This is a genomic window from Streptomyces vietnamensis (assembly GCF_000830005.1).
Classification (GTDB): domain Bacteria; phylum Actinomycetota; class Actinomycetes; order Streptomycetales; family Streptomycetaceae; genus Streptomyces; species Streptomyces vietnamensis.
On the sequence record NZ_CP010407.1, the window covers coordinates 361147 to 388108 of the forward strand.

The 26962-nt window shown below is 72.0% G+C and carries 29 protein-coding genes and 1 pseudogene; 15 read left to right on the plus strand and 15 right to left on the minus strand.

Going from position 1 to position 26962, the window contains the following annotated elements; all coding sequences use genetic code 11:
• Positions 1-54: 54 nt before the first annotated feature.
• Together SVTN_RS01670 and SVTN_RS01675 are read left to right on the plus strand one after the other, a co-directional pair.
• The gene (locus SVTN_RS01670; protein WP_041127478.1) at positions 55-1143 is read left to right on the plus strand and encodes a daunorubicin resistance protein DrrA family ABC transporter ATP-binding protein; all 1089 of its coding nucleotides are present in this window, start codon (positions 55-57) and stop codon (positions 1141-1143) included.
• The gene (locus SVTN_RS01675; RefSeq protein ID WP_041127479.1) at positions 1140-1994 is read left to right on the plus strand and encodes an ABC transporter permease; all 855 of its coding nucleotides are present in this window, start codon (positions 1140-1142) and stop codon (positions 1992-1994) included. Before SVTN_RS01670 ends, SVTN_RS01675 begins: the two co-directional genes overlap by 4 nt.
• 29 nt (positions 1995-2023) lie before the next feature.
• Here the strand turns inward: SVTN_RS01675 and SVTN_RS01680 are convergent, their stop codons facing one another.
• Positions 2024-2758, minus strand: coding sequence for an SDR family oxidoreductase (locus tag SVTN_RS01680; protein ID WP_041127480.1), 735 nt, complete (start codon positions 2756-2758; stop codon positions 2024-2026).
• A gap of 70 nt (positions 2759-2828) precedes the next feature.
• On the opposite strand from SVTN_RS01680, the gene SVTN_RS01685 reads away from it, so the two are divergent.
• Positions 2829-3776 carry a LysR family transcriptional regulator gene (locus SVTN_RS01685; protein WP_041127481.1) on the plus strand — a complete coding sequence of 316 codons (948 nt, stop codon included), beginning with the start codon at positions 2829-2831 and terminating at the stop codon, positions 3774-3776.
• Positions 3777-3879: 103 nt separating this feature from the next.
• Here the strand turns inward: SVTN_RS01685 and SVTN_RS01690 are convergent, their stop codons facing one another.
• Positions 3880-4203 (minus strand): hypothetical protein, encoded by a 324-nt coding sequence (locus tag SVTN_RS01690; protein ID WP_052498853.1) that lies wholly within the window; start codon positions 4201-4203, stop codon positions 3880-3882.
• 208 nt (positions 4204-4411) lie between these two features.
• Here SVTN_RS01690 and SVTN_RS01695 point away from each other — a divergent pair, with 208 nt between their 5' ends.
• Positions 4412-5452: a vWA domain-containing protein gene (locus SVTN_RS01695; RefSeq protein WP_041127482.1), complete on the plus strand. Its 1041-nt coding sequence runs from the start codon at positions 4412-4414 to the stop codon at positions 5450-5452.
• A gap of 74 nt (positions 5453-5526) precedes the next feature.
• On the opposite strand, the gene SVTN_RS01700 is transcribed toward SVTN_RS01695, so the two are convergent.
• Positions 5527-6165: an HAD family hydrolase gene (locus SVTN_RS01700; RefSeq protein WP_041127483.1), complete on the minus strand. Its 639-nt coding sequence runs from the start codon at positions 6163-6165 to the stop codon at positions 5527-5529.
• 350 nt (positions 6166-6515) lie between these two features.
• Between SVTN_RS01700 and SVTN_RS01705 the strand changes: the two genes are divergently transcribed.
• Positions 6516-7421 (plus strand): NAD-dependent protein deacetylase, encoded by a 906-nt coding sequence (locus tag SVTN_RS01705; RefSeq protein WP_041127484.1) that lies wholly within the window; start codon positions 6516-6518, stop codon positions 7419-7421.
• Positions 7422-7592: 171 nt separating this feature from the next.
• Here the strand turns inward: SVTN_RS01705 and SVTN_RS01710 are convergent, their stop codons facing one another.
• Positions 7593-8558, minus strand: a complete 966-nt coding sequence (locus tag SVTN_RS01710) for an AraC family transcriptional regulator (protein WP_041133424.1) — start codon at positions 8556-8558, stop codon at positions 7593-7595.
• 82 nt (positions 8559-8640) lie between these two features.
• Here SVTN_RS01710 and SVTN_RS01715 point away from each other — a divergent pair, with 82 nt between their 5' ends.
• The gene (locus tag SVTN_RS01715; protein ID WP_041127485.1) at positions 8641-9477 is read left to right on the plus strand and encodes an NAD(P)H-binding protein; all 837 of its coding nucleotides are present in this window, start codon (positions 8641-8643) and stop codon (positions 9475-9477) included.
• Between the two features lie 261 nt (positions 9478-9738).
• Positions 9739-10272 (plus strand): hypothetical protein, encoded by a 534-nt coding sequence (locus tag SVTN_RS01720; protein ID WP_041127486.1) that lies wholly within the window; start codon positions 9739-9741, stop codon positions 10270-10272.
• 6 nt (positions 10273-10278) lie between these two features.
• Here the strand turns inward: SVTN_RS01720 and SVTN_RS01725 are convergent, their stop codons facing one another.
• On the minus strand, positions 10279-11088 hold the full coding sequence (locus tag SVTN_RS01725) for an alpha/beta fold hydrolase (RefSeq protein ID WP_041127487.1): 810 nt from the start codon (positions 11086-11088) through the stop codon (positions 10279-10281).
• Between the two features lie 82 nt (positions 11089-11170).
• Positions 11171-12037: an RNA polymerase sigma-70 factor gene (locus SVTN_RS01730; RefSeq protein WP_174518224.1), complete on the minus strand. Its 867-nt coding sequence runs from the start codon at positions 12035-12037 to the stop codon at positions 11171-11173.
• A gap of 147 nt (positions 12038-12184) precedes the next feature.
• Here SVTN_RS01730 and SVTN_RS01735 point away from each other — a divergent pair, with 147 nt between their 5' ends.
• Positions 12185-12664: a carboxymuconolactone decarboxylase family protein gene (locus SVTN_RS01735; RefSeq protein WP_041127489.1), complete on the plus strand. Its 480-nt coding sequence runs from the start codon at positions 12185-12187 to the stop codon at positions 12662-12664.
• A gap of 74 nt (positions 12665-12738) precedes the next feature.
• On the opposite strand, the gene SVTN_RS01740 is transcribed toward SVTN_RS01735, so the two are convergent.
• Genes SVTN_RS01740 through SVTN_RS01760 form a run of 5 tightly spaced genes read right to left on the minus strand, consistent with a single transcriptional unit; the run spans position 12739 to position 17466 of the window.
• Complete coding sequence (locus tag SVTN_RS01740; protein ID WP_041127490.1) at positions 12739-13431, minus strand: HAD family hydrolase; 693 nt, start codon at positions 13429-13431, stop codon at positions 12739-12741.
• Positions 13428-14513, minus strand: a complete 1086-nt coding sequence (locus tag SVTN_RS01745; protein ID WP_041127491.1) for an ABC transporter ATP-binding protein — start codon at positions 14511-14513, stop codon at positions 13428-13430. Before SVTN_RS01745 ends, SVTN_RS01740 begins: the two co-directional genes overlap by 4 nt.
• A gap of 3 nt (positions 14514-14516) precedes the next feature.
• Positions 14517-15440, minus strand: coding sequence for an ABC transporter permease (locus tag SVTN_RS01750; protein WP_078908142.1), 924 nt, complete (start codon positions 15438-15440; stop codon positions 14517-14519).
• Positions 15428-16321 (minus strand): ABC transporter permease, encoded by an 894-nt coding sequence (locus SVTN_RS01755; RefSeq protein ID WP_041127492.1) that lies wholly within the window; start codon positions 16319-16321, stop codon positions 15428-15430. Before SVTN_RS01755 ends, SVTN_RS01750 begins: the two co-directional genes overlap by 13 nt.
• Positions 16321-17466, minus strand: coding sequence for an ABC transporter substrate-binding protein (locus tag SVTN_RS01760; protein WP_041127493.1), 1146 nt, complete (start codon positions 17464-17466; stop codon positions 16321-16323). Before SVTN_RS01760 ends, SVTN_RS01755 begins: the two co-directional genes overlap by 1 nt.
• Before the next feature lie 266 nt (positions 17467-17732).
• Between SVTN_RS01760 and SVTN_RS01765 the strand changes: the two genes are divergently transcribed.
• The 5 genes from SVTN_RS01765 to SVTN_RS01785 all read left to right on the plus strand — a co-directional run bounded on the left by SVTN_RS01765 (position 17733) and on the right by SVTN_RS01785 (position 21422).
• Positions 17733-18482, plus strand: coding sequence for a GntR family transcriptional regulator (locus tag SVTN_RS01765; RefSeq protein WP_041127494.1), 750 nt, complete (start codon positions 17733-17735; stop codon positions 18480-18482).
• A 129-nt stretch (positions 18483-18611) separates the two neighbouring features.
• Positions 18612-18995, plus strand: a complete 384-nt coding sequence (locus SVTN_RS01770; protein ID WP_041127495.1) for a VOC family protein — start codon at positions 18612-18614, stop codon at positions 18993-18995.
• 112 nt (positions 18996-19107) lie between these two features.
• The gene (locus SVTN_RS01775) at positions 19108-19635 is read left to right on the plus strand and encodes an NUDIX hydrolase family protein (protein WP_041133426.1); all 528 of its coding nucleotides are present in this window, start codon (positions 19108-19110) and stop codon (positions 19633-19635) included.
• Positions 19636-19721: 86 nt separating this feature from the next.
• Positions 19722-20390, plus strand: a complete 669-nt coding sequence (locus tag SVTN_RS01780; protein WP_041133427.1) for a HEAT repeat domain-containing protein — start codon at positions 19722-19724, stop codon at positions 20388-20390.
• 6 nt (positions 20391-20396) lie between these two features.
• Positions 20397-21422: a HEAT repeat domain-containing protein gene (locus tag SVTN_RS01785; protein WP_041127496.1), complete on the plus strand. Its 1026-nt coding sequence runs from the start codon at positions 20397-20399 to the stop codon at positions 21420-21422.
• 13 nt (positions 21423-21435) lie between these two features.
• Here the strand turns inward: SVTN_RS01785 and SVTN_RS01790 are convergent, their stop codons facing one another.
• From SVTN_RS01790 to SVTN_RS45285, 3 genes and pseudogenes are all read right to left on the minus strand, one after another.
• The gene (locus SVTN_RS01790; RefSeq protein ID WP_041133428.1) at positions 21436-21999 is read right to left on the minus strand and encodes a dihydrofolate reductase; all 564 of its coding nucleotides are present in this window, start codon (positions 21997-21999) and stop codon (positions 21436-21438) included.
• Positions 21996-22793, minus strand: coding sequence for a thymidylate synthase (locus SVTN_RS01795; protein WP_041133429.1), 798 nt, complete (start codon positions 22791-22793; stop codon positions 21996-21998). The genes SVTN_RS01790 and SVTN_RS01795 overlap by 4 nt, the downstream gene beginning before the upstream one ends.
• Positions 22794-22997: 204 nt before the next feature.
• Positions 22998-23198 (minus strand): annotated as a pseudogene (locus SVTN_RS45285) (hypothetical protein); the annotation flags it as partial.
• On the opposite strand from SVTN_RS45285, the gene SVTN_RS01800 reads away from it, so the two are divergent.
• Both SVTN_RS01800 and SVTN_RS01805 read left to right on the plus strand, forming a co-directional pair.
• Entirely contained in the window at positions 23128-24675 is a 1548-nt protein-coding gene (locus SVTN_RS01800) for a serine hydrolase (protein WP_041127497.1), read from the plus strand. The pseudogene SVTN_RS45285 and the gene SVTN_RS01800 overlap by 71 nt on opposite strands.
• A 55-nt stretch (positions 24676-24730) precedes the next feature.
• Entirely contained in the window at positions 24731-25189 is a 459-nt protein-coding gene (locus SVTN_RS01805) for a TIGR03618 family F420-dependent PPOX class oxidoreductase (RefSeq protein WP_041127498.1), read from the plus strand.
• A gap of 72 nt (positions 25190-25261) precedes the next feature.
• Here the strand turns inward: SVTN_RS01805 and SVTN_RS01810 are convergent, their stop codons facing one another.
• Positions 25262-26878, minus strand: a complete 1617-nt coding sequence (locus SVTN_RS01810; RefSeq protein WP_041133430.1) for a TROVE domain-containing protein — start codon at positions 26876-26878, stop codon at positions 25262-25264.
• Positions 26879-26962: the final 84 nt, after the last annotated feature.

Genomic DNA, 26962 nt, shown 5'->3' on the forward strand with positions numbered 1-26962 from the left:
GGCCCGCATCCGTGGCCGCAGATGCGGCGAACCCGTAGACGAGGACCAGAACCCATGCAGCGACACACCGGCGACGACGAGCTCGCCCCCGTGGCCCTCAGGACGGCCGCACCCACGAGCCCCCGTGCCGCACACCACCTCCCCGATCCCGCGTACGCCATCACCACGCGCGGACTCGTCAAGAGCTACCCGGGACCGGAGGGCACCCTCACCCACGCCGTGCGCGGCCTGGACCTGGACGTGCGTCGAGGCGAGACGTTCGCCTTCCTCGGCCCCAACGGCGCGGGGAAGTCCACCACGATCGCCATGCTGTGCGCGCTCGCCCGCCCCACCTCCGGTCACGCCACGGTGGCCGGGGCGGATGTCCTCACCCGTCCCCACGAGGTACGGCGCCGGGTCGGCATGCTCTTCCAGCACAGCGCCGTGGACCCGGACCTGACGGCCGAACAGAACCTCCACATCCACGCCCGCCTCTACGGCCTGCCCCGCTCCCAGGCCCGTCGGCGCACCGCCGAAGTGCTCGAGACGGCCGGGCTCACCGACCGGCGCCGCTCCCCCGTACGCACCCTGTCCGGCGGCATGCGGCGCCGCCTGGAGATCGCCCGCCAGCTGCTGCACGCGCCCGGCGTGCTGTTCCTGGACGAACCGACCACCGGACTCGACCCCCATGCCCGGGCCCAGGTCTGGGAGCACCTGCGTGCGCTGCGCGAACGGCACGGCAGCACCCTCTTCGTCACCACCCACTACCTGGAGGAGGCGGAGAACTGCGATCGCATCGCCATCATCGACCGCGGCCGGCTGGTGGCGCAGGGCACGCCTTCGGCGTTGAAGGCCGCGATCGGAGACGACCGGGTCGTCCTGCGCACCGGCGACGACGCGGCGGCGCAGCAGGTCGTACGCCGGATCGCGCCGCCCGACCGTGCCGTCACGGTCGACGCGGGCGGCGTCTGCCTGCGGGTTCCGGGCGGCAGCTCCTGGATCCCGCGCCTGTGCGCGGGCCTGGAGGCGCGCGGCATCGCGGTGCACGCCGCGTCCGCGACCCCGCCGACGCTCGACGACGTCTTCTTCCACCACGCCGGCCGCAGCCTGGACGCCACACCACCCGACCGGACACCCCTCGACCCCGTGGGCGGTACCCGATGACCGCCCTCGCCGGGAAGTACTCGGCCACGCCCTACGGCGACGGGGCCGGCCGCCTGCGGCACGAACTGCGCGCGGTCCACGCCCTGGTCCACCGCGATCTGCTGCGCCTGGCGGGCCGGCGCACCCACACGGCGCTGATGCTGCTCCACCCCGTGCTCTACCTCTTCATCCTCGGCGGCGGACTGGCCGCCCTCATCCCCCGGTCCTCCCTGGGCGTCGGCTACCAGACCTACCTCTTCCCCGGCATGCTGATGATGACGGTGCAGACGCCCGCCATCATGGTCGGGATCCGCCTGATCACCGACCGGGAGAGCGGCTATCTGCGGGAGCTCCTGATGGCTCCGGTGCACCGGTCCACGCTGCTCCTGGGAAGCTGCGCCGGCGGCACCCTGACCGCCGCCGTGCAGGGCGCCGTCCTGCTCAGCCTGGCGGGCGTGGCGGGCCTGCCGTACGACCCGCTCCTCCTGGTGCTGCTCCTCGCCGGCATGGTCCTGGCGTCCTTCACCATCACCGCCCTGGCGCTCGCGCTGGCTGTGGGTCTGCGCAGGGCCGAGACGTTCCACACGCTGCTCGGCCTGGTGATGATGCCGCTGCTGTTCCTCTCGGGCGGCTTCTTCCCCCTCACGGCTCTGCCCGGCTGGATCCGCGCGTTGTCCGACGCCAACCCCCTCGCGTACGCGGTCGACCTCCTCCGCCGCACGATCGCCCTCCGGGTCCCGGACCGGGCGGCCGCCGCCGGCATCGAATGGGCCGGCCAACCACCGCCCCTCCCCCTGGAAGCCGCCCTCCTCCTGACCAGCGGCACCCTCGCCCTGCTGTGGGCCGCGCACCGCTTCAACCGCCCGGAATGACCGGGCGTCGGAGGGGGCGCGGCATGGTCTCACCAGGGGATCGGCCCGTCCTCGGCCAGAAGGGCGCCCGTCGGGCCGTCCTCGCCCGCCGTCGCCAGGTCGACCGCGATCGCCGCCCCCTCCTCCGCCGTGCGCATCCCGGTGTGGCGGTTGAGGTCGGTCGCGCAGTAGCCGGGACTCACCGCGTTGACCAGGATCCCTTCGGCGCGCAGTTCATTGGCGTAGAGCACGGTGATCGCGTTCAGCGCGCTCTTCGAGGTGCAGTAAGGGAGGAGGAGCGAGGTGTAGGAGGACCACGGGCTGCCCGGGTCGGCCATGTGGGTGAGGGAGCCGAGTTCGCTGGACATGTTGACGATGCGTGCGGCGGCGGAGCGGCGGAGCAGGGGGAGCATGGCGTGGGTCACCGCGATGACGCCGAACACGTTGGTCTCGTAGACCTGCCGGACGGTGGCGGCGGGGATTTCACTCGGCTTCTGCTGTCCGGCGGCGATCGCGGCGTTGTTGACGAGGATGTCGAGGCGGCCGAACGTGGCGTCGATGTGCTTGGCGGCGGCCTGGACCGAGGTCTCGTCGGTGACGTCCAGCGGTACGAACCGTACGTCGGCGCCGTCGGCGCGAAGCTCCTCGGCCGCCGCCTCGCCGCGCTCGGCGTTGCGGGCGCCGATCAGCACGGTGATGCCGAGGGCTGCGAGCCTGCGCGCCGTTTCCTTGCCGATGCCCTTGTTGGCGCCGGTGATCAGAGCAGTCTTCTGCGAAGTCGTCATGGCCCCAGCCTCCCCTCACCCACCGGTGGCAGGGAAAGACCAGAAGACTCTGGATCTATAGTCCACAGATATGAGTGAGCTAGAGGTGCGGGAGCTGAGGTACTTCATCGCGGTCGCCGAGGAACTGAACTTCAGCCGGGCCGCGCAACACCTGGGGATGGCGCAGCCCCCGCTGTCGAAGGCGATCGCTCAGATGGAGTCCCGGCTCGGGGTACGCCTCCTTGAGCGCACCACCCGGCAGGTGAGGCTGACCGACGCCGGTCAGGTGCTGCTCGACCAGGCCCGGATCGCGGTCGACGCGGTGCACGCGGCGGCCCGGCGGGCACGCCGGGCCGGTCAGCCGACCCCCCAACTCGTCGTGGCGGTCAAGCCGGGAGGCGATGCCGGGCTGCTGCGGGAGATCCTCGCCGCCTACCGGGAAGCGGGTTCGCACCTGCCGCCGCCCGAAGTCGTCGTCGGCGGCAGCGGAGAGCCGATCGCCATGCTGCGGGACGGCCGTGCCGACGTAGCACTGCTGCGCAGCCCGTTCGACGGTCAAGGGCTGGATCACCAGACGCTCGTGGTCGAGCCGCGACTGGCCGTCCTCCCCGCCGCGCACCGCCTGGCCGGACGCCGGCGACTGCGGCTGACCGACCTCAGGGGCGAACCGATCCCACGCTGGAAAGGGGCCGACCCCTCCAACACCGCCTACTACACAGGATGCGACGGAGCGGAAGCAGGCGACGGCCACACGGGCTCGGCGCCGGCCGACGCTCCCGAGGGGCCGCTCGTGGCCAGCGTCGAGCAACTCCTGGAGGTGGTCGCGCTGGGCCAGGCGGTGGCGTTCCTGTCGCTCTCCACCACCAAGCTGCACCAGCGCCCGGACATCGCATACCGGCCGGTCACCGGCCTCAGCCCCAGCGCGGTCGTGGTCGCCTGGCCGGAGACCTCGCGATCCACAGCCGTCGCCGCCTTCGTCCAGGCCGCCCACGACGTCGCCGCCCACCACCCCGACCACATGACCGCACTGGCCCACTGACCGGGGCACTCGCCCCTCGCCATCGCGAGCTCACCGTCTCCGGCACCCTCGACGACCACATCCCCGACCCGGTGGATGCCGCTTGTTCGTCTGCCGTGGTGCGTCAGAGGCTGTCGGACCTGCTCAGCCAGCGCCGGAGGACGGCGTGGGTGGTGTCGTCCAGCGCGCACAGGGCCTCGACGGCGTCGAGGTCACCCGGCAGGGGCGCGATGCCCGCCGTGGTGAGAGCGGCGTGGAGCTCCAGTCGGCGGCGGTCGGACGGGGCCAGGTGGACGGTCCGGTGGCTCGAGGGCTCGGGCGCCGGCGGTGTGTCGTCGCCGACCGTCGGCGGCTCCTCCTCGTGGTCGATGTACACGGCAGGGAAGCGGTACGGGTCGAGATCCATCAGTGCCGTCGGCGTCGCGGGGACAGGTCGGAACACGGTCATGAATGCCTCCTCGGTCGTCGTGCAACCCGCACAGGACGACGGCACGACGGTCGGCGGCAGTTGCGGCACCGGCACACATCCACCCGGATGTCCCCTACGCCATCTCGTCACAAGACAGATGACCCGACCGGTCGGCGCTCGCCGAGGTCGATTGTCAGTGGTGGATGAGACGGTAGGAACATCAAGTCGGAAAGAGGGGGAAGCTGTCTTGTCCGGAAACCAGAACTACATCAATCACGTCGCCCTTGTGCTCGACGCCAGTTCTTCCATGTCCCATCTGAGCCGCAAGGTCGTCGAAGTCGCCGACCAGCAGATCGCCTATCTTGCCCGCCGGTCGAGGGAACTGGACCAGGAGACCCGCGTCACGGTGTACGTCTTCGCCGACAAGGTGGAATGCGTCATCTACGACAAGGACGTGCTGCGCATGCCGTCGCTGAAGCAGCTGTACCGGGTCGGTGGAATGACGGCTCTGCTGGCGGCCGCATTGAAGTCGCAGCGGGAGCTGGCGCAGACGGCTCAACTGTACGGTGACCACAGCTTCCTGACGTTCGTCCTGACCGATGGGCAGGAGAACGCCAGTCACCGCGGTCCGGACGCCCCCGCCGGAAATCCGCGTGAACTGGTCCGGGCCGTGGCCGAGATGATCGAGGCGCAGGAGGACAACTGGACTCTCGCCGTCCTCGTACCGGACCAGATGGGCAAGCGCGAGGCCATGAACTGCGGTTTCCCCAAGGAGAACGTCGCCGTCTGGGACGCCACGAGCACACAGGGCCTGGAGGAGGCCGGGCAGGTCATCCGGGAGGCCACCGAGAAATTCATGGTGGGCCGTGCCCAAGGAATCCGTGGATCGCGGGCGGTGTTCTCCACGGGCGCGGAGGCGGTCAACAAGGAAACCATCGAGGCGGCCGGTCTCACCCCGGTGAATCCGTCGGAATACCAGCTGATTCCGGTGGCGCGTGACGCGGCGATCCGGGAATGGGTCGTCGAGTCCGGGCACACCTATCGCACGGGATGTGCGTTCTATCAGCTGAGCAAGCCGGAGAAGATTCAGGCGCGGAAGCAGATCGCGGTACTGGAGAAGAAGACGGACCGGGTGTACACGGGGCCCCAGGCCCGGGCCCTGCTCGGTCTGCCGAATGTGGAGACGCGCGTCAAGCCCGACCACAACGACGACTTCACCATTTTCGTGCAGAGCACCAGCGTCAACCGGAAGCTCGTCCCCCAGACGCGGCTCCTCCTCATGATCTGACGGATCACCCGCTCGGCGTCGGGTGCGGAATTCGGGTCCTGGCCGGCGCCCCCCGGGGCCGGCCAGGACCTTCCTCAGCCGAGCGGGAGGCGTTCCGGGGTCGAGGGCCCGGCGTCGAGATGAGCGGCGATGCGTGCGATGGTCCGGGCGTTGTCCTCGAACAGATGCGCCTGCATGCCCGCTGCCCGGGCCGCCTCGACGTTGACTGCGACGTCATCGATGAACAGGCAGTTCTCCGGTCGTACGTCCAAGCCGGTGGATGCGGCCTCGAAGGCGAGCAGGTCGGGCTTCTCCACGCCGATCTCATGGGAGTAGACGATCTGCTCGACCAGTTCGTCGAAGTGGTAGAGCGTCGTCTCCCGTTCCCGGGCCCCGACGAAACTGTTGCTCAGGATCCCCAGCCTGCACTTCCCGCGCAGTCCTCGTACGTAGTCGATGAGCTCGTTGTTCGCGGTTCCCAGGTACTCCGTCCAGAGGTCGGCCATGAACGACTCGACCTGGGCGCCGTCGAGACCCAGACGGGTCGCGACCTGCTCGTGCACCTCCTGCTCGCTGATGCTGCCGACGCTGCCGGCCCGCCACACATCGCGCATCCGCTCGTTCACGGTGCCGAGCGGCAGGAGCAGGCGCTCCTCCCACCGTCGCACCCATCCCGTTTCCGGCGTGATCTCCAGTACGCCGCCGATATCGAGAATGACGCAGGTCGCTGACACGTGGGCTCCCCCTCTGATCCTGGCTTGCGCGGCGAGCTGTACTGCCCGCTCGCCGGGCCGACGGAGAACACCTTCGTCTCTCCGCCCCGGGCGTGGTCAAGCGTTCTCGGAGGTCTGTGACGGCCCTGTCGCACGTCACGAGCAGCCGGAGGTACGCGAGGGCGGGCAGATCCTCGATCAGCGCGTAGGGGTCCGTATCTCGCGCCCTCCCTCAGGAGCAGGTCCGCGGTGACACGGAGGGTGCTCTCGCGCTTGCGGACCGTGCGCCCGCCTGAGCGCCTCGTCACCAGGGGGCGGCATCGTTGCGGCGTGAACGGGCCTCGCGCGGGTCCGTTCCGTACCCTGGCGGCATGCGCATGCGCCCCACTCTGAGCTGGACCCCCGACGAGGACCTGCCACCGGGCACGACGGACCTCGGGCCGGTCGCCGACGCGCTGGACGCCGGGGGCGTGCTGGTCCTCAGCGGCGCGGGCATCTCCACGGAGTCGGGGATCCCCGACTACCGGGGTGAGGGCGGAAGCCTGAGCCGGCACACCCCGATGACCTACCAGGACTTCACCGGCAGCGCCCAGGCCCGGCGCCGGTACTGGGCGCGCAGCCACCTCGGCTGGCGCACCTTCGGCCGCGCCCTGCCCAACGCCGGACACCTGGCCGTGGCCGCCTTCGCACGCCGCGGCCTGCTCTCGGGCGTGATCACCCAGAACGTCGACGGTCTCCACCAGGCCGCCGGCAGCGGAGGGGTCGTGGAGCTCCACGGCAGCCTGGCCCGGGTCGTCTGCCTCTCCTGCGGCACGTACAGTCCGCGCCGTGAACTCGCCCGGCGGCTCGAGGAGGCCAATGCGGGCTTCGCACCGGTGGCGGCCGGGATCAACCCGGACGGTGACGCCGACCTCACCGACGAGCAGGTCGCTGACTTCCGCGTGCTGCCCTGCGCGAACTGCGGCGGCGTCCTCAAACCCGACGTGGTGTTCTTCGGCGAGGCCGTGCCTCCCTCACGGGTCGAGCACTGCCGGAGACTGGTCGGCGAGGCGACCTCGCTGCTGGTCCTGGGCTCCTCACTCACCGTGATGTCCGGCCTCCGGTTCGTCCGCCAGGCGGCTCAGGCCGGAACCCCTGTACTGATCATCAACCGGGATCCGACCCGCGGCGACCGGCACGCCCTCACCCGGATCGCCCTTCCCCTCGGGGCGGCCCTCACCACCCTCGCCGACCGGCTGGGCATCCCCCCGGCCGATGACCGGGCGCGGCTCGACTGAAGCCGTGTTCCTCGTGAGGCGGCGCCGTATCCGCTCGTAGCCGCACGACGAGGGCGTCCTCCTGCGCCGGCGGAACAGGGCGGCGACTCCTCGACGGCTGCCGCGACACCGCGCTGCGGGCGTGCCGGTCAGGGTGCGCTGTCGTGTCCGGTGTCGCGCCGGCTCGTGCGGTCATCCCTCCTGACCTGACCCGCCGTCCTGACCGTCCTTCCGTCGCCAGCCCGACGGGCTGACCCCTCGCGCCCGCTTGAACGCCACGCTGAACGCGAACGCGTCCGCATACCCCACCGCGCGCGCCACGGCGGCGACGGTCTCCTCCGTGTCGCGCAGCAGGTCCGCCGCCAGGGCCATCCGCCAGCCGGTGAGGTAGGTGAGCGGGGGCTCGCCGACCACGCCGGTGAAGCGCGCGGCGAAGGCGGCCCGGGACTGGCCGACCCGCGCGGCCAGTTCGGCGACCGTCCATCGGTGCGCCGGGTCCTCGTGCAGCATGCGCAGAGCCTCGCCGACGGCTGGGGTGGCCAGCGCCCTGTACCAGGAGGGGAGTTCGGCCTGCGGCCGGGCGCACCAGGCGCGTAGCGCCAACACCAGGAGGAGGTCGAGGAGACGGTTCAGGACGGCGTCCTGGCCGGGCTCTTCGCGGGCCACTTCGGCGGCGAGCAGGTCCAGCGCCGCCCGGGTGCGCGGCTCGGTGGGCACGACGGCCAGTCGTGGGAGCGTCTCCAGCAGACGCTCGCCCACATCTCCGCGGAGTTCGTAGGCGCCCCGGAGCAGGGTGGTGGCGCCGGGCAGTCCGTCGCCGTACGTACGGGGTGCCAGGCTCTGCCGCGCCGCCGTCCCGCTGTCGATGACCTGCTTCCGTCCGCCGCGGACGACCACCTGCGGCGGGGTGTCCGGGGCGTCGGAGATCGTGTACCGGTCGATGCCGCTGATGAGGGCGACGTCCCCGGCGGCCAACCGCACCGGCGCGACTTCCGGGTCGTCGTCGAGCCGGACCGAGGCGTGGCCGCCGAGAGCGGCCACGACCGTGAGCGGAGGGGCCTCGGCGAAGGTCATCGACCAGGGTGGCCGGTGGATGAGCTGCCGGATCTGCGTGTTCCTGGCGCGGGCCCGGTGCAGCAGATCGCTCAGGACGTCCATGCCGGTCACGCTAGACGATCACAAAGGGATCGGCGACGTTCTCCCATGGATCGTCTGCCTTCACCGGGGTTGTCTGGAGGGCATGAAGAACATCCTCATCCTCGGCGGCACCGGCAAGACCGGCCGCCGCGTCGCCCGCCGGCTGACGGCCGAGGGCCGGCCGGTCCGTACGGCGTCCCGCACCGGCGGCGACGTCCACTTCGACCTGGACGACCCGGCGACCTGGGCGCCCGCCCTCGACGGCGCCGCCGCCGTCTACCTCGTGGAGCCCGACCTGCGGGCCGGCGTGGACCGGCAGGCGCGCATCCCGCGCTTGGTGGCCGATGCGGTCGCCGTGGGCGTGCGGCGGCTGGTACTGCTCTCCGCCCATGGCGTCGGCCGGGCCGACGACGGCCACCCGCTCAAGGCCGCCGAACGGGCCGTCCGCGACTCCGGCGTCGACTGGACCGTCCTGCGACCCGACTGGTTCGCACAGAACTTCAGCGAGTCCTTCTGGTTGCAGGGCGTGCTGGCCGGAACCCTCGCCCTGCCCACCGGTGACGGGCGCACGCCGTTCGTCGACGCGGAGGACATCGCCGAGGTCGCCGCCGCGGCGCTGACCGAGGACCGCCACAGTGGACGGACCTACCAGTTGACCGGCCCGCAGGCGATCGGCTTCGGCGAGGCGGCCGACCTGATCGCCGCCGCCACCGGCCGGACGGTCCGTCACCTCGACGTCGATCCCGACGTCTTCGTGGACCGCGTGGTCGCCGAAGGCGTGCCCGCCGACGTCGCTCGTCTGCTCACCGGCCTGCTCGTGGACATCCGCGACGGCCGGGGCGCGGGCGTCTCCGACGGCGTGGAGCGGGCGCTCGGACGACCGCCCAGGTCGTTCGAGGACTACGTCGCCGAGGCCGCGGCCGCAGGCCGCTGGAGCTGACCGGACGGGCCACCGGCCGGTACACCGGCGTGACTTCGCGGTCTTGCGCCGGACCTGCGCGAGAACGGGAACGGCCACCGCGTGATCAGCAAGGGTTGTACGGACGCCTGAAGATCGTGCGGTGGCCGCGGGCCGCGCCGTGGAGGGCGGGCCTGTCACTCCTGAGGGGGGTGCCTCGGGATTCTCCGGATCCCCGCCCGGGCGGCGGTCTAGCGTGCGGGCATGCCGTGGCGTCTGCCGCCCTCATATGAGGAGGATCCCGTGTCTTCACCCTGCGACCCCCAGTACGCTCCCGCCGGTGATGTGAGTGGGGCGATGATGCTGGTCGACTCCCGGCTCAGGGCCATCTACGACGGCAGGACCGAGGTCGATCCCGAACAGCGGAAGCTCGACGAGCAGTTCACCGCGTCCTTGGGACCCACGGGGGCCCAGGACCTCCTGGACGGCGTGTGCACGATCATCTTCATGTACATGAAGTGGCTGCGGATGGCCTGCGAGGACCACGACAAGGACGTGATCGAGTACGTCGTGCCCAACCTCGTGACCTCGATGGGCAGGATGCCCAGGAGCGTCCGCCCCGAGGCCGTCCCCACCATGGCCGGGCTGGTCGTCGCGGCGGGCACCGGGCTCAGCCCGAGCCTGTGGCGCCAGCAGTACGGGGAGTGGACCAAGGAGGAGATGAACGCCCTGGAGGCCACCTCCTTCCTCCTCGCGGAGATCATCAACCGGATCACCGACGACCGGGACTTCGCCACCCGCCTGGTCACCGACGCCCTGTCCAGCGCGGACCGGTAGCCCGCCTCAGGTGCGGTCGGCCATGAAGGCCGTCAGGTCGCGGAGTACGCGGTCCGGGGCCTCCCAGTACGCGATGTGGCCCACGCCCTCGTAGACGAGGAGCCGGGAGTCGGGGACGGCGTCGAGGATCGTCTGCTGGTCCTCGCGGGTCAGGACGGGGTCCTGGTCGCCCCAGACGACCAGGGTGGGGACGAGGATTCCCGACAGGGTGGCCCGGAGGTCGGTCTCGAGGAGGCCGCGCAGGGTCTCGCGCCAGACGTGGGCCGGGGCCTTCAGGGCTTCGTCGGCGACGGTCTGCAGGAAGCCGCGTCCCATGGGGGTCGCCGTCAGGCCGTCGACGAGGTCCGCTGCGAGCTCGGGGTCCACGGGGTCCTTCAACTCCCGTACCGCGTTCCAGAGTTCGGCGGCCTTCGGCTTGTCGGCGAGGGTGGCCGGGACGCCGAGCAGGACGAGGCCCGCCACGCGGTCCGGTCGGCGGCCCGCGACGATGCGGGCCTGCACCCCGCCGCTCGATCCGCCGACCAGTACCGCTCGTTCCGTGCCCACGCTGTCCATGAACGCGACCAGGTCCTCGGCGAAGTCCTCCGGCAGATAGCCGTCGGGCGGCTTGTCGGCGTCGCCGTGGCCGCGCTGGGTGGGGGCGTACGCGTGCAGGCCCGGGGGCATGCGGCGCAGCAGCGGCTCGAACGTCCACCAGGAGTCCAGGTAGCCGTGCACCAGGACGAGCGGTGTGCCCCCCGGCCGGCCCGTTTCCGCGTACGGAAGCGTGGGGCGCCCCTCCCCCAGGACGGCGCTGTGCACGGCGACGGCGGCCATCGCGGCCCTCCTCACCTCTCCTCCTCCAGGATAGGAAGGAGGGGGGTGGGGGGACAGTCGGGGCGTTTCCGGGGGGCGGGGTTCAGCGGCTCAGCGTGGTCTCCCGGTCCAGGTGCGACAGCTTCTCCGGGTTGCGCACGGCGTACAGACCGGTGATGAGGCCCTCGTCGATCCGCAGTGCCAGGACCGTGTCGATCTCGCCGTCCCGTCGGACGATCAGCGCCGGGTCGCCGTTGACCCGTGCGGGCTGGAGCACCGTCGTGGCCGCGAGCCGGCCCAGGAGGCCCGCCACCTGTTCGGCCCCTACGACGGGCTCGAGTGCGGCCCGTACGACTCCGCCGCCGTCGGTCAGCAGGACGACGTCCGGCGCGAGGACGTCGAGCAGGCGTTGCAGGTCGCCCGTCTCGACCGCCCGGCGGAACGCCTCGACGGTGCGGCGGGTCTCCGCGGCGGAGGCGACCCCACGGGGCCGGCGCGCGGCGACGTGGGCGCGTGCCCGGTGGGCGATCTGGCGGACCGCGGCCGGGGTCTTGCCGACGGCTTCGGCGATCTCGTCGTACGCCAGGTCGAACACCTCGCGCAGGACGAACACCGCCCGCTCGGTCGGGGTGAGGGTCTCCAGGACGAGGAGCATCGCCATCGACACGCTGTCGGCCAGCTCGGCGTCCTCGGCCACGTCGGGCGCGGTCAGCAGCGGCTCGGGCAGCCAGGGGCCGAGGTAGGACTCCTTGCGGCGGCCGAGGGTGCGCAGATGGGTGAGCGCCTGGCGCGTGGTGATCCGGACGAGGTACGCGCGCCGGTCCCGCACGGTGCCGAGGTCGACACCCACCCATTTCAGCCAGGTCTCCTGCAGGACGTCCTCCGCGTCGGCGGCCGAGCCGAGCATCTCGTAGGCGACGGTGAACAGCAGTCTGCGGTGGGCGACGAACGCCTCGGTGACGTCATTCATGCTCCCCAGACGCCGGCCGTCGTCGTTCTGTGACATCGGCGGCCGGTGACTCACGCCACAGCGCCGTGTCGTCACAGGGGGCGGGGCGCCGGCGTCTTGTGTTCACCCCGTGCGACAGCGCACGACATCACGAATGAGGACGGCGTCATGGAACCCCGTTTCAACCTGTTCGACAGCCCGACCGCCGCGAAGGTCGCCAAGCGGTTCTACAACACCTCGCTGGTCCTGGAGGAGTCGACCCTGCCGAGGTCCCTGCGGGAGCTGGTGCAGCTGCGGGTCAGCCAGATCAACGGCTGCGGCTTCTGCGTGGACGCCCATGCCAAGGAGGCCGCGGCCGAGGGCGAGACCGCGGTCCGGCTCAGCCTGGTCGCCACCTGGCGGCACAGCACCGTGTTCACCGAGGCCGAGCGGGCCGCGCTGGCGCTCGCCGAGGAGGGCACCCGGCTCGGCGACCGGGGCGTGTCCGACGAGACCTGGGCCGAGGTGCGCAAGCACTACGACGACGACCAGATCGGTGCCCTGGTCTGCGTCGTCTCCCTGATCAACGCGGCCACCCGGATGAACGTGATCGTGCACAACCCGGGCGGCTCGTACGAGCCCGGGTTGTTCGCCCGTACGGCCGGCTGACCGGCGCCACGCACGCGGGCCCGTCCCGGGGTCGTTCGATCCCGGGGCGGGCCCTCCGCGTCGGGCGTTCCGTGTCAGCCCTGTTCCTGCGGCTCTCCGCTCCGGGCGGCCGCCCGGTCCCGGACGTGGCGGCGCAGGCCGTCGAGGGACACGTCCTCCAGGCTGTCCGCGAAGATCCGGTCCGGGCCCGGGGGCACCGGCAGCATGGAGGGGACGACCAGGACGGTGCAGCCGGCCGCGTCGGCCGAGGCGGCTCCGTCCGGCGAGTCCTCGACGGCCACGCACGCCGCGGCCGGTACGCCGAGCCGCCGGGCGGCCGTGCGGTACGGGTCGGGGTGCGGCTTGGTGCGTGCGGTGTCGTCGGCGGAGACCGTGAAGGCGAACGGAACGTGCGCGAGCGCGCCGCCGACGACCGAGTCGACCACCGAGCGGGGTGACGCGCTGACCAGCGCGAACGGCAGTCCTGCCCGGGCCAGTTCGGTCAGGAGCCGGTCCGCTCCCGGGCGCATCGGCGCGCCCTCGTCGACGCGCCTCTGGAAGGCGGTGGTCAGCGCCGTCGCGATGCCCTCCGGGTCGGACGCGCCGGTGGCCCGTACGAGGTGGGCGGCGGTGTCCTCGACGGCGCGGCCGACGACCTCGGGGGCGTCGGTGTCGGTGAGCCGGTGTCCGAGGCGGGCGGCGACCTCCTCCGTGGCCTGCCACCAGAGGACCTCGGTGTCGACGAGGGTGCCGTCCATGTCGAAGAGGACGGCGGCGAGTCCGCTCACCGCTCCGCCTTCGGTACGACGAGGACGGGGTGCGGGGCGAGGCCGACGGTGGCGCGGGCCCCCGGCGTGAGTTCGCCCGCGTCGCGGGACGGGAGGTCCGCCTTGACCGTCGTACCGCGGTGGTCGAGGTGGACGCGGGTGACGGAGCCGAAGAAGGAGGTGGAGACGATGACGGCCTCGCCCTCGGTGTCGGCGGTCACGGTGACGTTCTCGGGGCGGACGAGCACCTCGACGTCGCGGGTGTCGGGGACGTCCCCGTCGACGGGGAGGCGGCTGCCCGCCGCTTCCACCAGGCCGGAGTCCGTGAGCCGGCCCGGCAGGCGGTTCATGGTGCCGACGAACTCGGCGACGAAGGCGGTCGCGGGCCGGCGGTACAGCTCGGCGGGGGCCGCGCACTGCTCCAGCCTGCCGGCGTTGAGGACGGCGACGCGGTCCGCCATGGACAGCGCCTCCTCCTGGTCGTGGGTGACGAACACGGTGGTGATGCCGAGGGAGAGCTGGAGCCGGCGGATCTCCTCGCGCAGGCTCAGCCGGACCTTGGCGTCGAGCGCGGAGAGCGGCTCGTCGAGGAGCAGGACGCGGGGGCGCAGGGCGAGGGCACGGGCCAGGGCGACGCGCTGCTGCTGGCCGCCGGACATCTGGTGCGGGTAGCGGTCGCCGTGCTCGGGCAGGCCGACGAGGTCGAGGAGTTCGGCGGCGCGGGCGTGGCGCTCGGCGGCCCCGGTCTTGCGGACGCGGAGGCCGAAGGCGACGTTGTCGCGGGCGGTGAGGTTGGGGAAGAGGCTGTACGACTGGAAGACCATGCCGGCGTCGCGGCGGTTGGCCGGGACGTGGGTGATGTCGGCCCCGTCCACGAGGACCTCGCCGGAGTCGGGGCGTTCGAAGCCGGCGAGTACCCGCAGCGCGGTGGTCTTGCCGCAGCCCGACGGGCCGAGGAGCGCGAGGAGTTCGCCCGGCTCGACGGTCAGGTCGAGGCCGTCGAGGGCGGTGGTGGTGCCGAACGCGCGGCGCAGGCCGCGGAATTCGACGCGGGCCCCGGTGGCGGCGGTGGACTCCGTCCGTTCCGCTGTGGCAGAGGTCATGGGTCAGGACTCCTTGCGGGAGGTGCGGGGGGCTCCGGGCGTGCCGGTCTGCGCCGTTCCGGCCCGGGACAGGACGAGGAGCAGCAGCCAGGTGATGACGAGGCTCAGGAGGGAGACGGCCACCGACATGCGGGCCTGGGCGCCGGAGATGGAGACGATCCACACGGCGAAGGGCCGGAAGCCGAGGATCGAGGCGATGGAGAACTCGCCGAGGACCAGGGCCAGGGTGAGGAAGGCGGCGCCGGCGAGCGAGGACCGCAGGTTGGGCAGGATCACCCGGAGCATGACGTACGGCCAGGACGCCCCGCAGTTGCGGGCGGCCTCGACGAGGGTGGGGACGTCGATCGCGCGCAGTCCCGCGTCGAGGGAGCGGTAGACGAACGGCAGGGCCATGACGGTGTAGGCGAGGACCAGGACGAAGGGGAAGTCCTCGTTCTGGACGGCGAGGAACGTCTGGTAGAGCGGGGTTCGCGACAGGTGGTCCGGGCCCCAGCGCAGTACGGTGCTGATGCCGGTGACGAGCGCGATCGGCGGCACCACGAGCGGCAGCATGCACATCACCTCGACGACCGGCCGCAGGCGCGGCGCGCCGAGCCGGACCGCGACCAGGGCGGGCACGGCGAGGAGCAGGGAGAGCGCGATGGTGGCGGCGGCGAGGCCGAGGGACAGCAGCAGGCTCTGGGTGAATCCGTCGGCGGAGAGCAGTGCGGTGTACGCCTCGAAGGAGACGCCCTGGCCGGGGGTGTGCACGGTGAAGACGAACGAGGCGATCAGCGGGACGAGGAAGTAGGCGCCGCCGAGGCCGAGGACGAGGCCGCGCCACACGCGGGGGCGCCGCCGGGTCCGTACGGGGGTGGTGGGCCGGGCCGCCGCCCGCGCCCCGGACTCCGGGGTGACGTCCGGGGCGGTGGGGGTCATCGCAGCCATCGGGCGCTCCTGCGCTGGAGGGGGAGGTAGATCGCCATGACCAGGCCGGCGATCAGGATCATGTCGAGGCCGAGGGCGAGGGCGACGTTCTCCTGGCCGACCATGACGTTGCCGGAGAGCGCGTCCGCGATCTTCAGGGTGACCAGGGGTACGGAGCCGCCGACGAGGGCCGCGGCGGTCGCGTGGGCGGCGAAGGCGCTGCCGAAGAGCAGCACGAACCCGCCGAGCAGCGAGGGCGCGAGGACCGGGATGCCGACGTGGCGCCAGTACTGCCATCCGCCGGCGCCCGCGTTCTGCGCGGCCTCCCGCCACTGGGGGCGCAGGCCGTCGAGGGCAGGCAGGATCACCAGGACCATGAGGGGGATGAGGAAGTACAGGTAGACGACGGCGAGGCCGCCGAAGGAGTACAGGTTCCAGCCGAGGCTCGTGAGGTCGGCGAGCTGGGTGACCACTCCGGAGATGCCGACGGTCGCGATGAACGCGAACGCGAGGGGGACGCCGCCGAAGTTGGCGAGGACGCCGGAGGCGGTGAGGACGGCGCTGCGCAGGGCCTGGGACCGGGAGGTGACGACGGCCTGGGCGATGAGGACGCCGAGGACGGAGCCGATCAGGGCGGTGAGCGCGGAGAGTTGCACGCTGCCGAGGAGGGAGCCGAGGTAGGGGCCCTGGAGCGAGCGGCTCAGGTGCTCGCCGGTGAGGGCGGTGGCGCCGGTGGCCGGATCGGTGCGGGTGACGGCGCCGAACAGGAGGGCGCCGAGGGGCAGTCCGAAGGCGAGGGCCGTGAAGGCGATCAGGGGGAGGGCGGCGAGCCAGGTGCGCGGGCCGCGCCGCCGGCGGCGGGTGCCGCCGGCGGTTCCCTCGGTGGGGGTGGCTGAGGACATCAGGAGAGGGCCTTGTCCCACTTCTCGGCGAGGGTGGCCTTGGCCTTGTCGAGCTCGGCGGAGGCCGGGAAGGCGGGGGTGCCGTCGACCTTGGGGAGCTTGGCCACGAAGGTCTTGTCGGCGGTGCCGTCGGCGGTCATGGCCGGCAGCAGGACGGGGCGGGCGTATCCCTTGAGCCAGAGGTTCTGGCCCTCGGTGCTGTAGAGGAACTCCATCCACAGGCGGGCGGCCGCGGGGTGCGGGGCGTCCTTGCTGACGGCCTGGGAGTAGAACTGCGCGTACACGCCGTCGGTGGGGACGGCGACCTGCCAGTCGACGCCCTTGCCCTTGAACTGGTCGGCGTAGCCGGCGTTGAGGTAGTCCCAGTCGATGCTGATGGGCGTCTCGCCCTTCTCGACCGTGGCCGGGGTGGACTCGACGGGGATGAAGTTGCCGCTCTTGCGCAGCGTGCCGAAGAAGTCGATGCCGGGCTGGATGTCGGCGAAGGAGCCCTTGTTGGCGAGGGCGGCCGCGTACACGCCGCCGAAGGCGGAGCCGGACTTGGTCGGGTTGCCGTTGAGGGCGACCTTGCCCTTGTACTCGGGCTTGAGGAGGTCGGCGAAGGTCTTCGGGCAGTTCGGGATCCGCTTGGCGTCGCAGCCGATGGAGACGTAGCCGCCGTAGTCGTTGTACCAGCGGCCGTCGGCGTCCTTCTGCGCGTCGGGGATCTTGCCCCAGGCCTCGACCTTGTACGGGGCGAACAGGCCCTCCTCGGCGCCGCTGCGGGCGAAGGCGATGCCCAGGTCCAGGACGTCGGGGGCGCGCTTCTGGCCCTTGCGGGACTTGACGGCGGCGATCTCGTCGGCGCTGGAGGCGTCGGGGTTCTCGCTCTCGACCTTGATGCCGTACTTGGTCTCGAACGCCTTGATCAGTTCACCGTAGTTGGCCCAGTCCGGCGGAAGGGCGATGACGTGCAGCGCGCCCTCCTGCTTCGCCGCCTTGACGAGGGCGTCCATGCCGCCGAAGTCCTTGGCCGAGGCGGCGGTGGCCGACTTCGCACCCTTGCCGTCGGTGCCGGCCGCGCCCTCGGGAGCGGCGCCACAGGCGGTGAGGGTGGTCAGGACGACGGCGCCGAGCAGGGCTGCGGCGACGGGGGTTCTGCGCACGGGGTTCTCCCAGAAGCAAGTGACGGAACTTGTCTGAACAAGACGCCCCTAGTTCGCCCGTGCCTCCTGTCCAGAAAGTGAACGGAACATGGCGAGATCCAGACGCCTCCCGGAAGAGCCGGTTGTGGTGAAACACGGGTGAATCCCATGGCGTTGAGATGAATCGACGGGTCCGCCCGGCGCCGGATCGCCGGGTTAGGGTGGACACCGGAACAGCACACCCCGTGACCGGGTGCGCACAGCGAAGTACGAAATGGGGGGCAACTGTGACGGCGCTCTACGTGGAGATCGCGGAGGAACTCCGCCGCTCGATCCTCAGCGGCGAGTACCCCGTCGGCGCCCGCCTGCCGTCCGAGAGCGACCTCGCCGACCGCTGGTCCGCGTCACGCGGCACGGTGCGCCAGGCCGTCGCCCTGCTCACCTCGGAGGGGATCATCGGCTCGCGCCAGGGCGCCCGCCGGATCGTGCTCCGCAGGGAGCGCCGGCACAGCTTCGCCGAACTCCACAGCTTCGCCCAGTGGGCGCGGACCATGGGCTACCGGTCGGCCAGCCGCTTCCTCCATCGCGAGCGCCGCGCGGCCACGCCCGAGGAGGCGCGCCGCCTGGCCCTCCCGGAAGGGGCCGGGGTCCTCGACGTCCTGCGCCTGCGCTCCCTGGACGACGAACCAGTGATGCTGGAGCGCACGGCGTACGCGGAGTGGGTCGCGCCCACCGTCGAGTCCCTGCCCGTCGACTGCCCCTCGATCATGGACAGCATGGCCGAGGACGCGGGGATCGTCGCCCACTACGGCGAGCACCTCATCGACGCGGTGCCCGCCGGCAGCGACGACGCCCGTCTGCTCCGGGTCCGCCGGGGCAGCCCGCTCCTCCGGCAGCGGCACCTGACGAGCAACCAGGACGGCCGCCCCATCGAGTGGACCGAGGACCGCTACCGCGCGGGGAGCGTCACCTTCAACGTGAGCAACTCGGTGGGCACGGCCCCGCTGGTCCGGGACCCCGGCTCGCTGCTGATGTGAGGACCGCCGAGGGCGCGCGGACGGTCACGGGCGGGACCGAAGAGCCCACCGTTTCCCAGGAGTCAACCAACACTTCACGGCGGCCATATGACGGTGCGTCACAACGGGTCGCCACGTACACTCGCCGGCATGGCATCCCGCATCAGTGAGCTGATCCTCGACTGCGCCGACCCCGAGCGGCTCGCCGCGTTCTGGAGCGAGGTCCTCGACTACGTCGAGGTCGGCCGCGAGGACGACGGCAGCATCGAGATCGGGCCGGCCGGCATCGGGTTCGGCGGCGCACAGCCCACGCTGATCCTCAGCCCCAGCAACGAGCCGCGGACGGGCAAGCTCCGGCTGCACATCGATGTCAACGCCACCGACCGCGACCAGGACGCCGAGCTGGAACGGTTGCTCGCGCTCGGCGCCAGGCCCGTCGACGTCGGCCAGACCGGCGAGGAGAACTGGCACGTACTCGCCGATCCGGAAGGCAACGAGTTCTGTCTCCTGCACCAGAGGCTCAAGCCCCTCTGACCGCCCCACGGGCGCCGAACGACAGCACTCCCGTACGAACTCCCACCCGGCCGGCGGACACGCGGCCTGGGCCGAAGCTCCGCCCGGAAAGTATGATCAAGCGATGTCCGACATGACTGAGACCACGCCCGGCTGGCTGACCACGGACGAACTGGACACGGCCAGGTCCCGGATGCCGATCCTGTACGTCGAGGCCGTCCCCGTGCGCGTGGACGACAGCGGCGAAGTCACCAGCATCGGGCTGCTCCTGCGGATCGGCTCCGAGGGAACGATCAGCCGCACCCTGGTGTCCGGCCGCGTCATGCACCACGAGCGCGTCCGTGACGCCCTGCTGCGCCACCTGGAGAAGGACCTCGGGCCGGTGGCCCTGCCCCGCGTCCCCGCCTCCCTGCAGCCCTTCACCGTCGCCGAGTACTTCCCCACGGCCGGCATCACCCCCTTCCACGACCCGCGTCAGCACGCCGTGTCCCTCGCGTACGTCGTCCCGGTCACCGGCGACTGCCGCCCGCGGCAGGACGCGCTCGACCTGGTCTGGTTCAGCCCGCAGGAAGCGGCCTCCCCGGCCGTGCAGAACGAGATGCCCGGCGGCCAGGGAACACTCCTCAAGCAGGCCCTCGCCCACGTCGGACACACCTACTGAGCCCCCGCCCCGCAGGGCTCCCGCGCGATTCGGCTTGACCTTGACACGGTGACAAGGTCTTCGCTGTGCCCGAGGAGGTGGTCCCGATGACCATGACGAACGAGGGTACGAAGATGACGCGGGCCCTGCGGGGGCTCGAGAGCGACAGCTCGTCGGTGCGGCTGCGGGCCGCGCTCGCGGTGGGCACGGCCCCGGACCCGCGCTGCGTCGACACGCTCGTCGGACGCTGCGCGATCGAGCCCGATTTCCAGGTCCGCGAGATGCTCACCTGGGCGCTCACCCGCCACGCGTCGGCGCTGACGCTCCCCCGGCTCCTGGGCGAGCTCCGCTCGGAGCTCGCCCAGGCCCGGAGCCAGGCCCTGCACACCCTGTCCAAGATCGGGGACGGGCGGGCCTGGCCGGCGATCACGCGGGAGCTCATGACCGACGCAGACGACGAGGTGGCGCGCAGCGCCTGGCGGGCGGCGGTGGTGCTCGTCCCCGAGGGCGAGGAGTCCGGCCTGGCCCGGGTCCTCGCTACCCAGCTCGGGCGAGGCGGGCGCGAGACGCGGCTGAGCCTCAGTCGTGCGCTGATCGCGCTCGGCGAGGCGATGACGCCGGCCCTGCGGGCGGCGATGTCGGATCCCCGCCCGCACGTACGACAGCACGCGATCGCCACGGAGAAGCTGGCGCGCGACCCGGACGCCGGATTCGACTTCGCCGTCGAGGAGGCGAAGCGGATCGTGGCCCTCGGCACGAACGGCCAGGAGGAGTGACAGACGGTGTTGATCGGTGAGGTGGCGCGGTACTCCGGGGTCAGCGCCCGCATGCTCCGGCATTACGAGGCGCTCGGCCTGGTGCGTCCTACGGGGCGTACCGGCGCCGGCTACCGGGAGTACGCGGACGAGGACATCCGGCGCATCTTCCACGTCGAGAGCCTGCGGTCCCTGGGTCTTTCCCTGCGCGAGGTCGGGCGCGCGCTCGACGCTCCCGGCTTCGCGCCCTCGGAACTCGTCGAGGACCTCATCCGCCAGTCGCAGGGCCGCATCGCGGCCGAGACGGAGCTGCTCACCCGGCTGCGCCGGATCGGTTCGGCGGAGCCCGCCGGCTGGCAGGACGTCCTCCAGATCGTCGCCCTCCTCCAGGCGCTGGGCTCGCACAGCCCCGGGACGCGGCAGCGCGCGGCCCTGTCCTCGGCGTCATCGGCCGAAGAGGCCCCGGTGCCGGTGGAGGCGCTGGTCGAGGCGGTACTGGGCGAGGCGGACCCGATCGTCGAGGGCGCCCTCCGCTGGGCCCTGGCGCGCTCGGGCGACGGCGGGCTGCCGCTCCTCGCGCGCGGCCTCGGCTCACCGGTGGCCGAGGTGCGCAGGCGTGCCGTCCGGTCCGTCGCCGAGCTCCCGGGCGGCGAGGCGACCGCCCTGCTGCGGGAGGCCCTCGCGGACTCCGACGTCGCGGTGCGGAGGTGTGCCGCCCTGGAGCTGGGGGCACGCGGCGTGGCCGACGCGGTCCCGACGCTCGTCGACATGGTCGTCGAGGAGGTGAACGACGTCGACGCGGCCGACGCGCTGAGCACGCTGGCGGGCCGTCCCGCGCTCGCGGACCGGATCACCGGCCTGCTCGTCGAGCGCCTCGCCCACTCCGCCGCGCAGCCGTCCGCGCGCCGGCGCCTCGCGCAGGCCCTCGCGGACATCCCGGGAACGACGGCGTCGGACGCGCTCACGGAGCTGTCCCACGACGAGGACCGCGCCGTCGCGCTGACCGCCACGTACGTCCTGGGGATGCGCGAGGCGCGCGCTGACGGACCCTAGGGCGTGCCTTCGGTTACGGCCGGGCGTACCGGCGGATGCGGTAGCGCAGGCCGGTCGTGGAGTCCTGCCAGCCGGTGTCCTCCGCGATCCGCCAGTCGGCGTCGAGGGAGGGGGCGTAGGTGTCGCCGACGATCGGGGTGTCGACCTCCGTCACCGAGAGTGTCCGGGCGTGCGGCAGGGTGGCGCGGTAGATCTCGCCCCCGCCCATCACCCAGGCGAGGGCCTCGTCGGCCGGTTCCGGCGCCCCGGTCGCCGGGTCACCGGCCGCATCGGTCGATCCCGCCGCCAGGGCGAGGGCCGCTTCGACGGATCCCGCGCGCTCCGCGCCCTCGGCCGTCCACTGCGCGTCCCGGGTCACCACGATGTTGCGGCGGCCCACCAGGGGACGGAAGCGTGCGGGCAGCGAGTCCCAGGTCTTGCGGCCCATGATCACGGGGTGGCCGAGGGTGGTCGCCTTGAAGTGCGCCATGTCCTCGGGGAGGCGCCACGGGATCGTGTTGTCCACGCCGATCACGCCGTCGGGGGTCTGCGCCCAGATGAGCCCGATGTTCGCAGCGCTGTTCGTACGGTCGCTCATACCGCGACCGGAGCCTTGATGGCCGGGTGGTGCTGGTAGCCCACGATCTCCACGTCGGAGTAGGCGTAGTCGAACAGCGAGTCGGCCTTGTGCAGCTTCAGCTCGGGGAACGCGTACGGGGTGCGGGTGAGCTGCTCGGTCACCTGCTCCACGTGGTTGTCGTAGATGTGGCAGTCGCCGCCGGTCCAGATGAAGTCGCCCGGTTCGAGGCCGGTCTGCTGGGCCACCATGTGGGTGAGCAGGGCGTAGCTGGCGATGTTGAACGGGACGCCGAGGAACAGGTCCGCGCTGCGCTGGTACAGCTGGCAGGAGAGCTTGCCGTCGGCGACGTAGAACTGGAAGAAGGCGTGGCACGGGGCGAGTGCCATCCGGTCCAGCTCGGCGACGTTCCAGGCGGACACGATCATCCGGCGGGAGTCCGGGTCGCGGCGCAGCGTGTCGAGGAGCTGGCTGATCTGGTCGATGTGCCGGCCGTCGGGCGTGGGCCAGGAGCGCCACTGCACGCCGTAGACGGGGCCGAGCTCGCCCGCGTCGTCGGCCCACTCGTCCCAGATGGAGACGCCGTTCTCCTGGAGCCAGCCGACGTTCGAGTCGCCGCGCAGGAACCACAGCAGCTCGTACACGATGGACTTGAGGTGCACCTTCTTGGTGGTGACCAGCGGGAAGCCCTGCGAGAGGTCGTAGCGGAGCTGGTGCCCGAAGATGCTCCGGGTGCCTGTGCCCGTCCGGTCGGCCTTCGCCGTTCCCGAGGTGAGCACCGTCTTCAACAGGTCTTCGTACTGGGTATCCGCCACGGTCGCCGAGTCTACCGCCGGGCACGGTGCACCCTCGACAGGCGGGTGGGTCCATCCCCTGGTCACCGTCGTGCGGGCGGTTTCGTCGACGTGGAGGGTGAAGACGTCGGGGCGGGCGTGGTGGCCGGTGGTGTCGAGGTCGAAGCGGGCGCGGGCGAGCCCGTCGAGGTCGAGCTCGGCGGTCAGGATCCCCTCGCCGTCGCGCAGCGGCCCGGCGAGGACCTCGCCCAGCGGGGAGACGATGACGGAGCCGCCGCCGATCGGCAAGCAGGCCGCGACGAAGGTGGGCCCGGCAGCGCGCGACAGATGTCGGCGCAGGCCTTTGAATGGAGAGGTGAGCACCGTTCGATGGCTTGCCGCGGCAGGACTCACCGCACTGTTGGGCGCTACGGCGCCCGGGCCCACGCCGCCGCCGGCCCAGCCCCCGCCCCAACTCGACGACGCGGACGTGCAACGCGCCGTCGACCGGCTCGACGGAGTCGTCAAGGACGCCATGAAACGCACCGGGGTGCCGGGCGTGGCCGTCGCCGTCGTCCACGACGGCAAGGTCATCCACCTGAAGGGGTACGGCGTACGCAAGGCCGGCGAGAGTGCGGCCGTCGACGCCGACACCGTCTTCCAGCTCGCCTCCGTCTCCAAACCGATCGCGTCCACCGTCGTCTCCGGAGCGGTCGGCACCGAGGGCTGGACGCAGCCGGTGGCCCCTCATGTGCCGGGCTTCGCCCTCAAGGACCCGTGGGTCACCTCCCACGTGACGGTCGCCGACCTGTTCTCGCACCGCAGCGGACTGCCCGATCACGCCGGGGACCTGCTCGAAGACCTCGGCTACGACCGGCCGTACATCCTGTCCCACCTGCGCTACGAGCCCCTCACCCCGTTCCGCGCGAGCTACGCCTACACCAACTTCGGGCTCACGGCCGCCGCGCAGGCGGTCGCCGACGAGAAGGGCGTGCCGTGGGAGAAGCTCTCCGCCGACACGCTCTACAAGCCGGCCGGCATGAACTCCACCAGCTCGCGCTTCGAGGACTTCGAGAAGGCCTCCGACCGGGCCTGGGGTCACGTGAAGGTCGACGGCGCCTGGAAGCCGGAGTTCGTCCGGGACCCGGACGCGCAGTCCCCCGCCGGCGGCGTCAGTTCCAGCGCCCGTGACATGGCGACCTGGCTGAAGCTCCAGCTCGGCAACGGCAAGCTCGACGGCCGGCAGATCATCGGCGCCGACGCCCTGGAGCGCACCCACTGGCCCGAGTCGGTCGCCAGCCCGCCGCACGCACCGGCCGGCCGGACCGGCTTCTACGGGCTTGGCTGGAACGTGAGTTACGACGACGAGGGCCGGCTCAGGCTCTCGCACACGGGAGCGTTCGCCCAGGGTGCGCACACCAACGTGACGATGCTGCCCGGCGAGCAGCTCGGCATCGTCGTCCTCACCAACACCTCTCCGGTCGGCGTCGCCGACGCCGTCGCCCTCGACTTCTTCGACATCGCGCAGACCGGCGAGATCAGCCGCGACTGGATCCCGCTCGTGGACGCGCTGTACCAGCAGCAGGCGGACGAGGGCCGGTCGAAGACCGACTACGCCCACCCGCCGTCCGGCGCCACGCCGGCCAAGTCCGCCGACACGTACGCCGGCACGTACGAGAGCCCCTACTACGGGCGCGCGCGGGTCGTCGCCGGTGCGGACGGCACCCTGACGCTCGAGCTGGGCCCGAAGCCGCAGAGGTACCGGCTCACGCACTACGACGGCGACACGTTCAGCTTCCCGACCGCCGGCGAGAACGCCGTGGGCCTCACCGGGGTCACCTTCACCCCGGACGGAAAGTCGTTCACCGTCGAGTACTTGAACACGGAGGGCCTGGGGACGTTCACCCGCGTCGAAGGCGGATGAGGGCGACTTCCGGGTGGCGTGGAATGCAGGGGCACGCGCGTGAGTTGATCACGTCATGACTCAAGGTCCCGCGCCCCGGCCCCTGTCCGACGACGCCCTCTCCGCGCTGCTGAGCACGCAGCGGTTCGGCACCCTCGCCACCAACAAGAGCAGCGGTCATCCCCATCTGACCACCATGCTCTACAGCTGGGACCCGGAGGCGCGCATCGTGCGGTTCTCCACCACCGCCGACCGCGTCAAGGTGAAGCAACTCCGGCGTGACCCGCGCGCGGCCGTCCACGTGCCGGGCGGCGACGTGTGGTCGTTCGCCGTGGCCGAGGGCGAGGCCGAGGTCTCCGAGATCACGACGACGCCCGGGGACGCGACCGGGCGGGAGCTGCTCGCGATGATTCCGGAGGCCGCGAGGCCCGAGGACGAGAGCGCGTTCCTGGAGCAGCAGGTCGCCGAGCGGCGCGTGGTCATCCGGCTGAAGGTCTCGCGCCTGTACGGGACGGCGCTCGACATCGACGGCTGAGGCCGGGAAGGCCCTCGACATCGCGGACTGGGCACGGGACGGCCCTCGACGTCGACGGCTGACGCGAGCGGATCAGGTCCGGTCCTTCGTCCCCGACGCCCACGGCCAGACGGCCTCCCGGCCCGCCTCGATGAGTCCGACCGTGCGGAACGCCGCGTCCGTGAGGCCACCGAAGGTGTGCCGGTAGCGGCCTGTGGAACCGTGGGCGGGCTCGTATCCCGCCAGGTTCCAGGTGTAGACCGGGATGCGGGCCGGGACCGTGTCGGCCGGCACGGCGGGCTCGTACGGGGCGGTCTGCTCGTCGGTGACGATCAGGATCCGGTCGTGGGCCCGGTAGTGCTTCCGTACGGCCTTCGCCGTGTAGGTGCCTCCCATGTCGCGGAAGCGTTTCAGCACGTCGAGCACCGGCTCACCCGGGGTGAACGGCACCACCGCGCTGCCCCAGCCGAACTCCACCAGATCCGCCTGCTCGGCTCGCATGGCCAGCGCGGTGCCGAACACGGCGGCCGCGTCCGCCCGCGTCAGCTTGGACCGCTCCGAGACGGTGTCCCAGAACATGGAGCCGGACCGGTCCACCAGGATCAGGGTCCGGCCGGGCAGGGCCGGCACGTTGGCCAGGGAGTGGCCCAGGGCCCGTTCCAGCGGGGCCGCCCAGCGCGGTGACGGCGCGTGCTGGTGGGCGGCCAGGTAGCGGAAGGGGAACTGCCGGGCCCTGGCGACCTCGGAGGCGTCCGAGAGCCGGGCGGCGACCCGGGCCGCGACCTCGTCCGAGACGCCCGCCTCGTCGAAGTTCCGCAGGTTCCTGAGGAGCGCCATCGGCCCCATCGTGGGGATCACGGCCTCCCAGACGGCGGCGTCCATCGGTCCGTGGAGCCAGCCCGCCAGGGCCTCCCACGTCATGCCCGCCGCCGCGAGGCGCTCGGAGCCGCCCGGCCCGGTCACCAGGGCCCGCCGCTCGTCCGGCGCCGACTCCATCAGCGTCCGGTGGGCGGTCAGCAGGTGGTCGGAGACCGGCGGGACCGCCTGCTCCGGGTGGTGGCGGCGGTCCAGGGCGTACCGGAAGAGCGCGCCCTGCCAGGGCTTGTCCGGGTCGGGGGTGGCGTGCACGAGGTTGAGCACGTCGCCGAAGCGGAAGGCCTTGGAGGCGGTGTCGTACTTGAGCAGGGACCGGGACGTGTACAGGCGGCGTACGCCGTCGGCGACGCCCCGCTTCACGGGCTGCGGCACGTTCCGCCCGTACGCCGAGATCCAGTGGGCGAGCAGCTCGCCGGGCTCGTCGGCACGCTGGAGCACCGAGTCGATCACGGACCGGTTGGACGGGCCTCCGGTCGCCCCGGCCTCGAGCCGGGCCCGGACGTACGCGGCGGCGCCCACGAGGGACGCCGTGCGCAGGTTGCCCTCGCCGCGCAGCCAGCGCAGCAGACCGGCCGTCCACTCCGGCTCCTGAACCGCGAGTTCGCCGACGAGCCGGGTGTAGCGCTCGTCGCGCTCCTCGCCGCTCTCGTAGAAGGTCTGCTGCGAGACGAAGTTGCCGACGGCGAGGAGGAAGAGCTCGTCGCGGGGCTCCCGGACGAAGGCCGGACCGCCCGCGTGGGTGCGGGGGCCCGGCCCGTAGAGCCTGTGGTGGGGCCGCGGTGGTGACGGAGGCATGGAGCGGGCGGTCGCCAGGATGTGCGGGGCCACGAGCATGTCGGACCACATCTTGGAGACGCGCGGGGTGTGACGAGGCAGTGAATCCCCCCGGATTCAAAGGGTTCGGGCCCCGGGCGCGAT

Bases quoted from the DNA above. Each gene is read 5' to 3' on its own strand.
- SVTN_RS01790 (WP_041133428.1), bottom strand. From the start codon at position 21,999: ATGAGCGACCGTACGAACAGCGCTGCGAACATCGGGCTCATCTGGGCG.
- SVTN_RS01710 (WP_041133424.1), bottom strand. From the start codon at position 8,558: ATGGACGTCCTGAGCGATCTGCTGCACCGGGCCCGCGCCAGGAACACG.
- SVTN_RS01685 (WP_041127481.1), top strand. From the start codon at position 2,829: ATGAGTGAGCTAGAGGTGCGGGAGCTGAGGTACTTCATCGCGGTCGCC.
- SVTN_RS01780 (WP_041133427.1), top strand. From the start codon at position 19,722: ATGACCATGACGAACGAGGGTACGAAGATGACGCGGGCCCTGCGGGGG.
- SVTN_RS01670 (WP_041127478.1), top strand. From the start codon at position 55: ATGCAGCGACACACCGGCGACGACGAGCTCGCCCCCGTGGCCCTCAGG.
- SVTN_RS01770 (WP_041127495.1), top strand. From the start codon at position 18,612: ATGGCATCCCGCATCAGTGAGCTGATCCTCGACTGCGCCGACCCCGAG.
- SVTN_RS01730 (WP_174518224.1), bottom strand. From the start codon at position 12,037: ATGAATGACGTCACCGAGGCGTTCGTCGCCCACCGCAGACTGCTGTTC.
- SVTN_RS01745 (WP_041127491.1), bottom strand. From the start codon at position 14,513: ATGACCTCTGCCACAGCGGAACGGACGGAGTCCACCGCCGCCACCGGG.
- SVTN_RS01775 (WP_041133426.1), top strand. From the start codon at position 19,108: ATGACTGAGACCACGCCCGGCTGGCTGACCACGGACGAACTGGACACG.
- SVTN_RS01715 (WP_041127485.1), top strand. From the start codon at position 8,641: ATGAAGAACATCCTCATCCTCGGCGGCACCGGCAAGACCGGCCGCCGC.
- SVTN_RS01755 (WP_041127492.1), bottom strand. From the start codon at position 16,321: ATGTCCTCAGCCACCCCCACCGAGGGAACCGCCGGCGGCACCCGCCGC.
- SVTN_RS01750 (WP_078908142.1), bottom strand. From the start codon at position 15,440: ATGGCTGCGATGACCCCCACCGCCCCGGACGTCACCCCGGAGTCCGGG.
- SVTN_RS01735 (WP_041127489.1), top strand. From the start codon at position 12,185: ATGGAACCCCGTTTCAACCTGTTCGACAGCCCGACCGCCGCGAAGGTC.
- SVTN_RS01725 (WP_041127487.1), bottom strand. From the start codon at position 11,088: ATGGCCGCCGTCGCCGTGCACAGCGCCGTCCTGGGGGAGGGGCGCCCC.
- SVTN_RS01680 (WP_041127480.1), bottom strand. From the start codon at position 2,758: ATGACGACTTCGCAGAAGACTGCTCTGATCACCGGCGCCAACAAGGGC.
- SVTN_RS01690 (WP_052498853.1), bottom strand. From the start codon at position 4,203: ATGACCGTGTTCCGACCTGTCCCCGCGACGCCGACGGCACTGATGGAT.
- SVTN_RS01810 (WP_041133430.1), bottom strand. From the start codon at position 26,878: ATGCTCGTGGCCCCGCACATCCTGGCGACCGCCCGCTCCATGCCTCCG.
- SVTN_RS01705 (WP_041127484.1), top strand. From the start codon at position 6,516: ATGCGCATGCGCCCCACTCTGAGCTGGACCCCCGACGAGGACCTGCCA.
- SVTN_RS01805 (WP_041127498.1), top strand. From the start codon at position 24,731: ATGACTCAAGGTCCCGCGCCCCGGCCCCTGTCCGACGACGCCCTCTCC.
- SVTN_RS01675 (WP_041127479.1), top strand. From the start codon at position 1,140: ATGACCGCCCTCGCCGGGAAGTACTCGGCCACGCCCTACGGCGACGGG.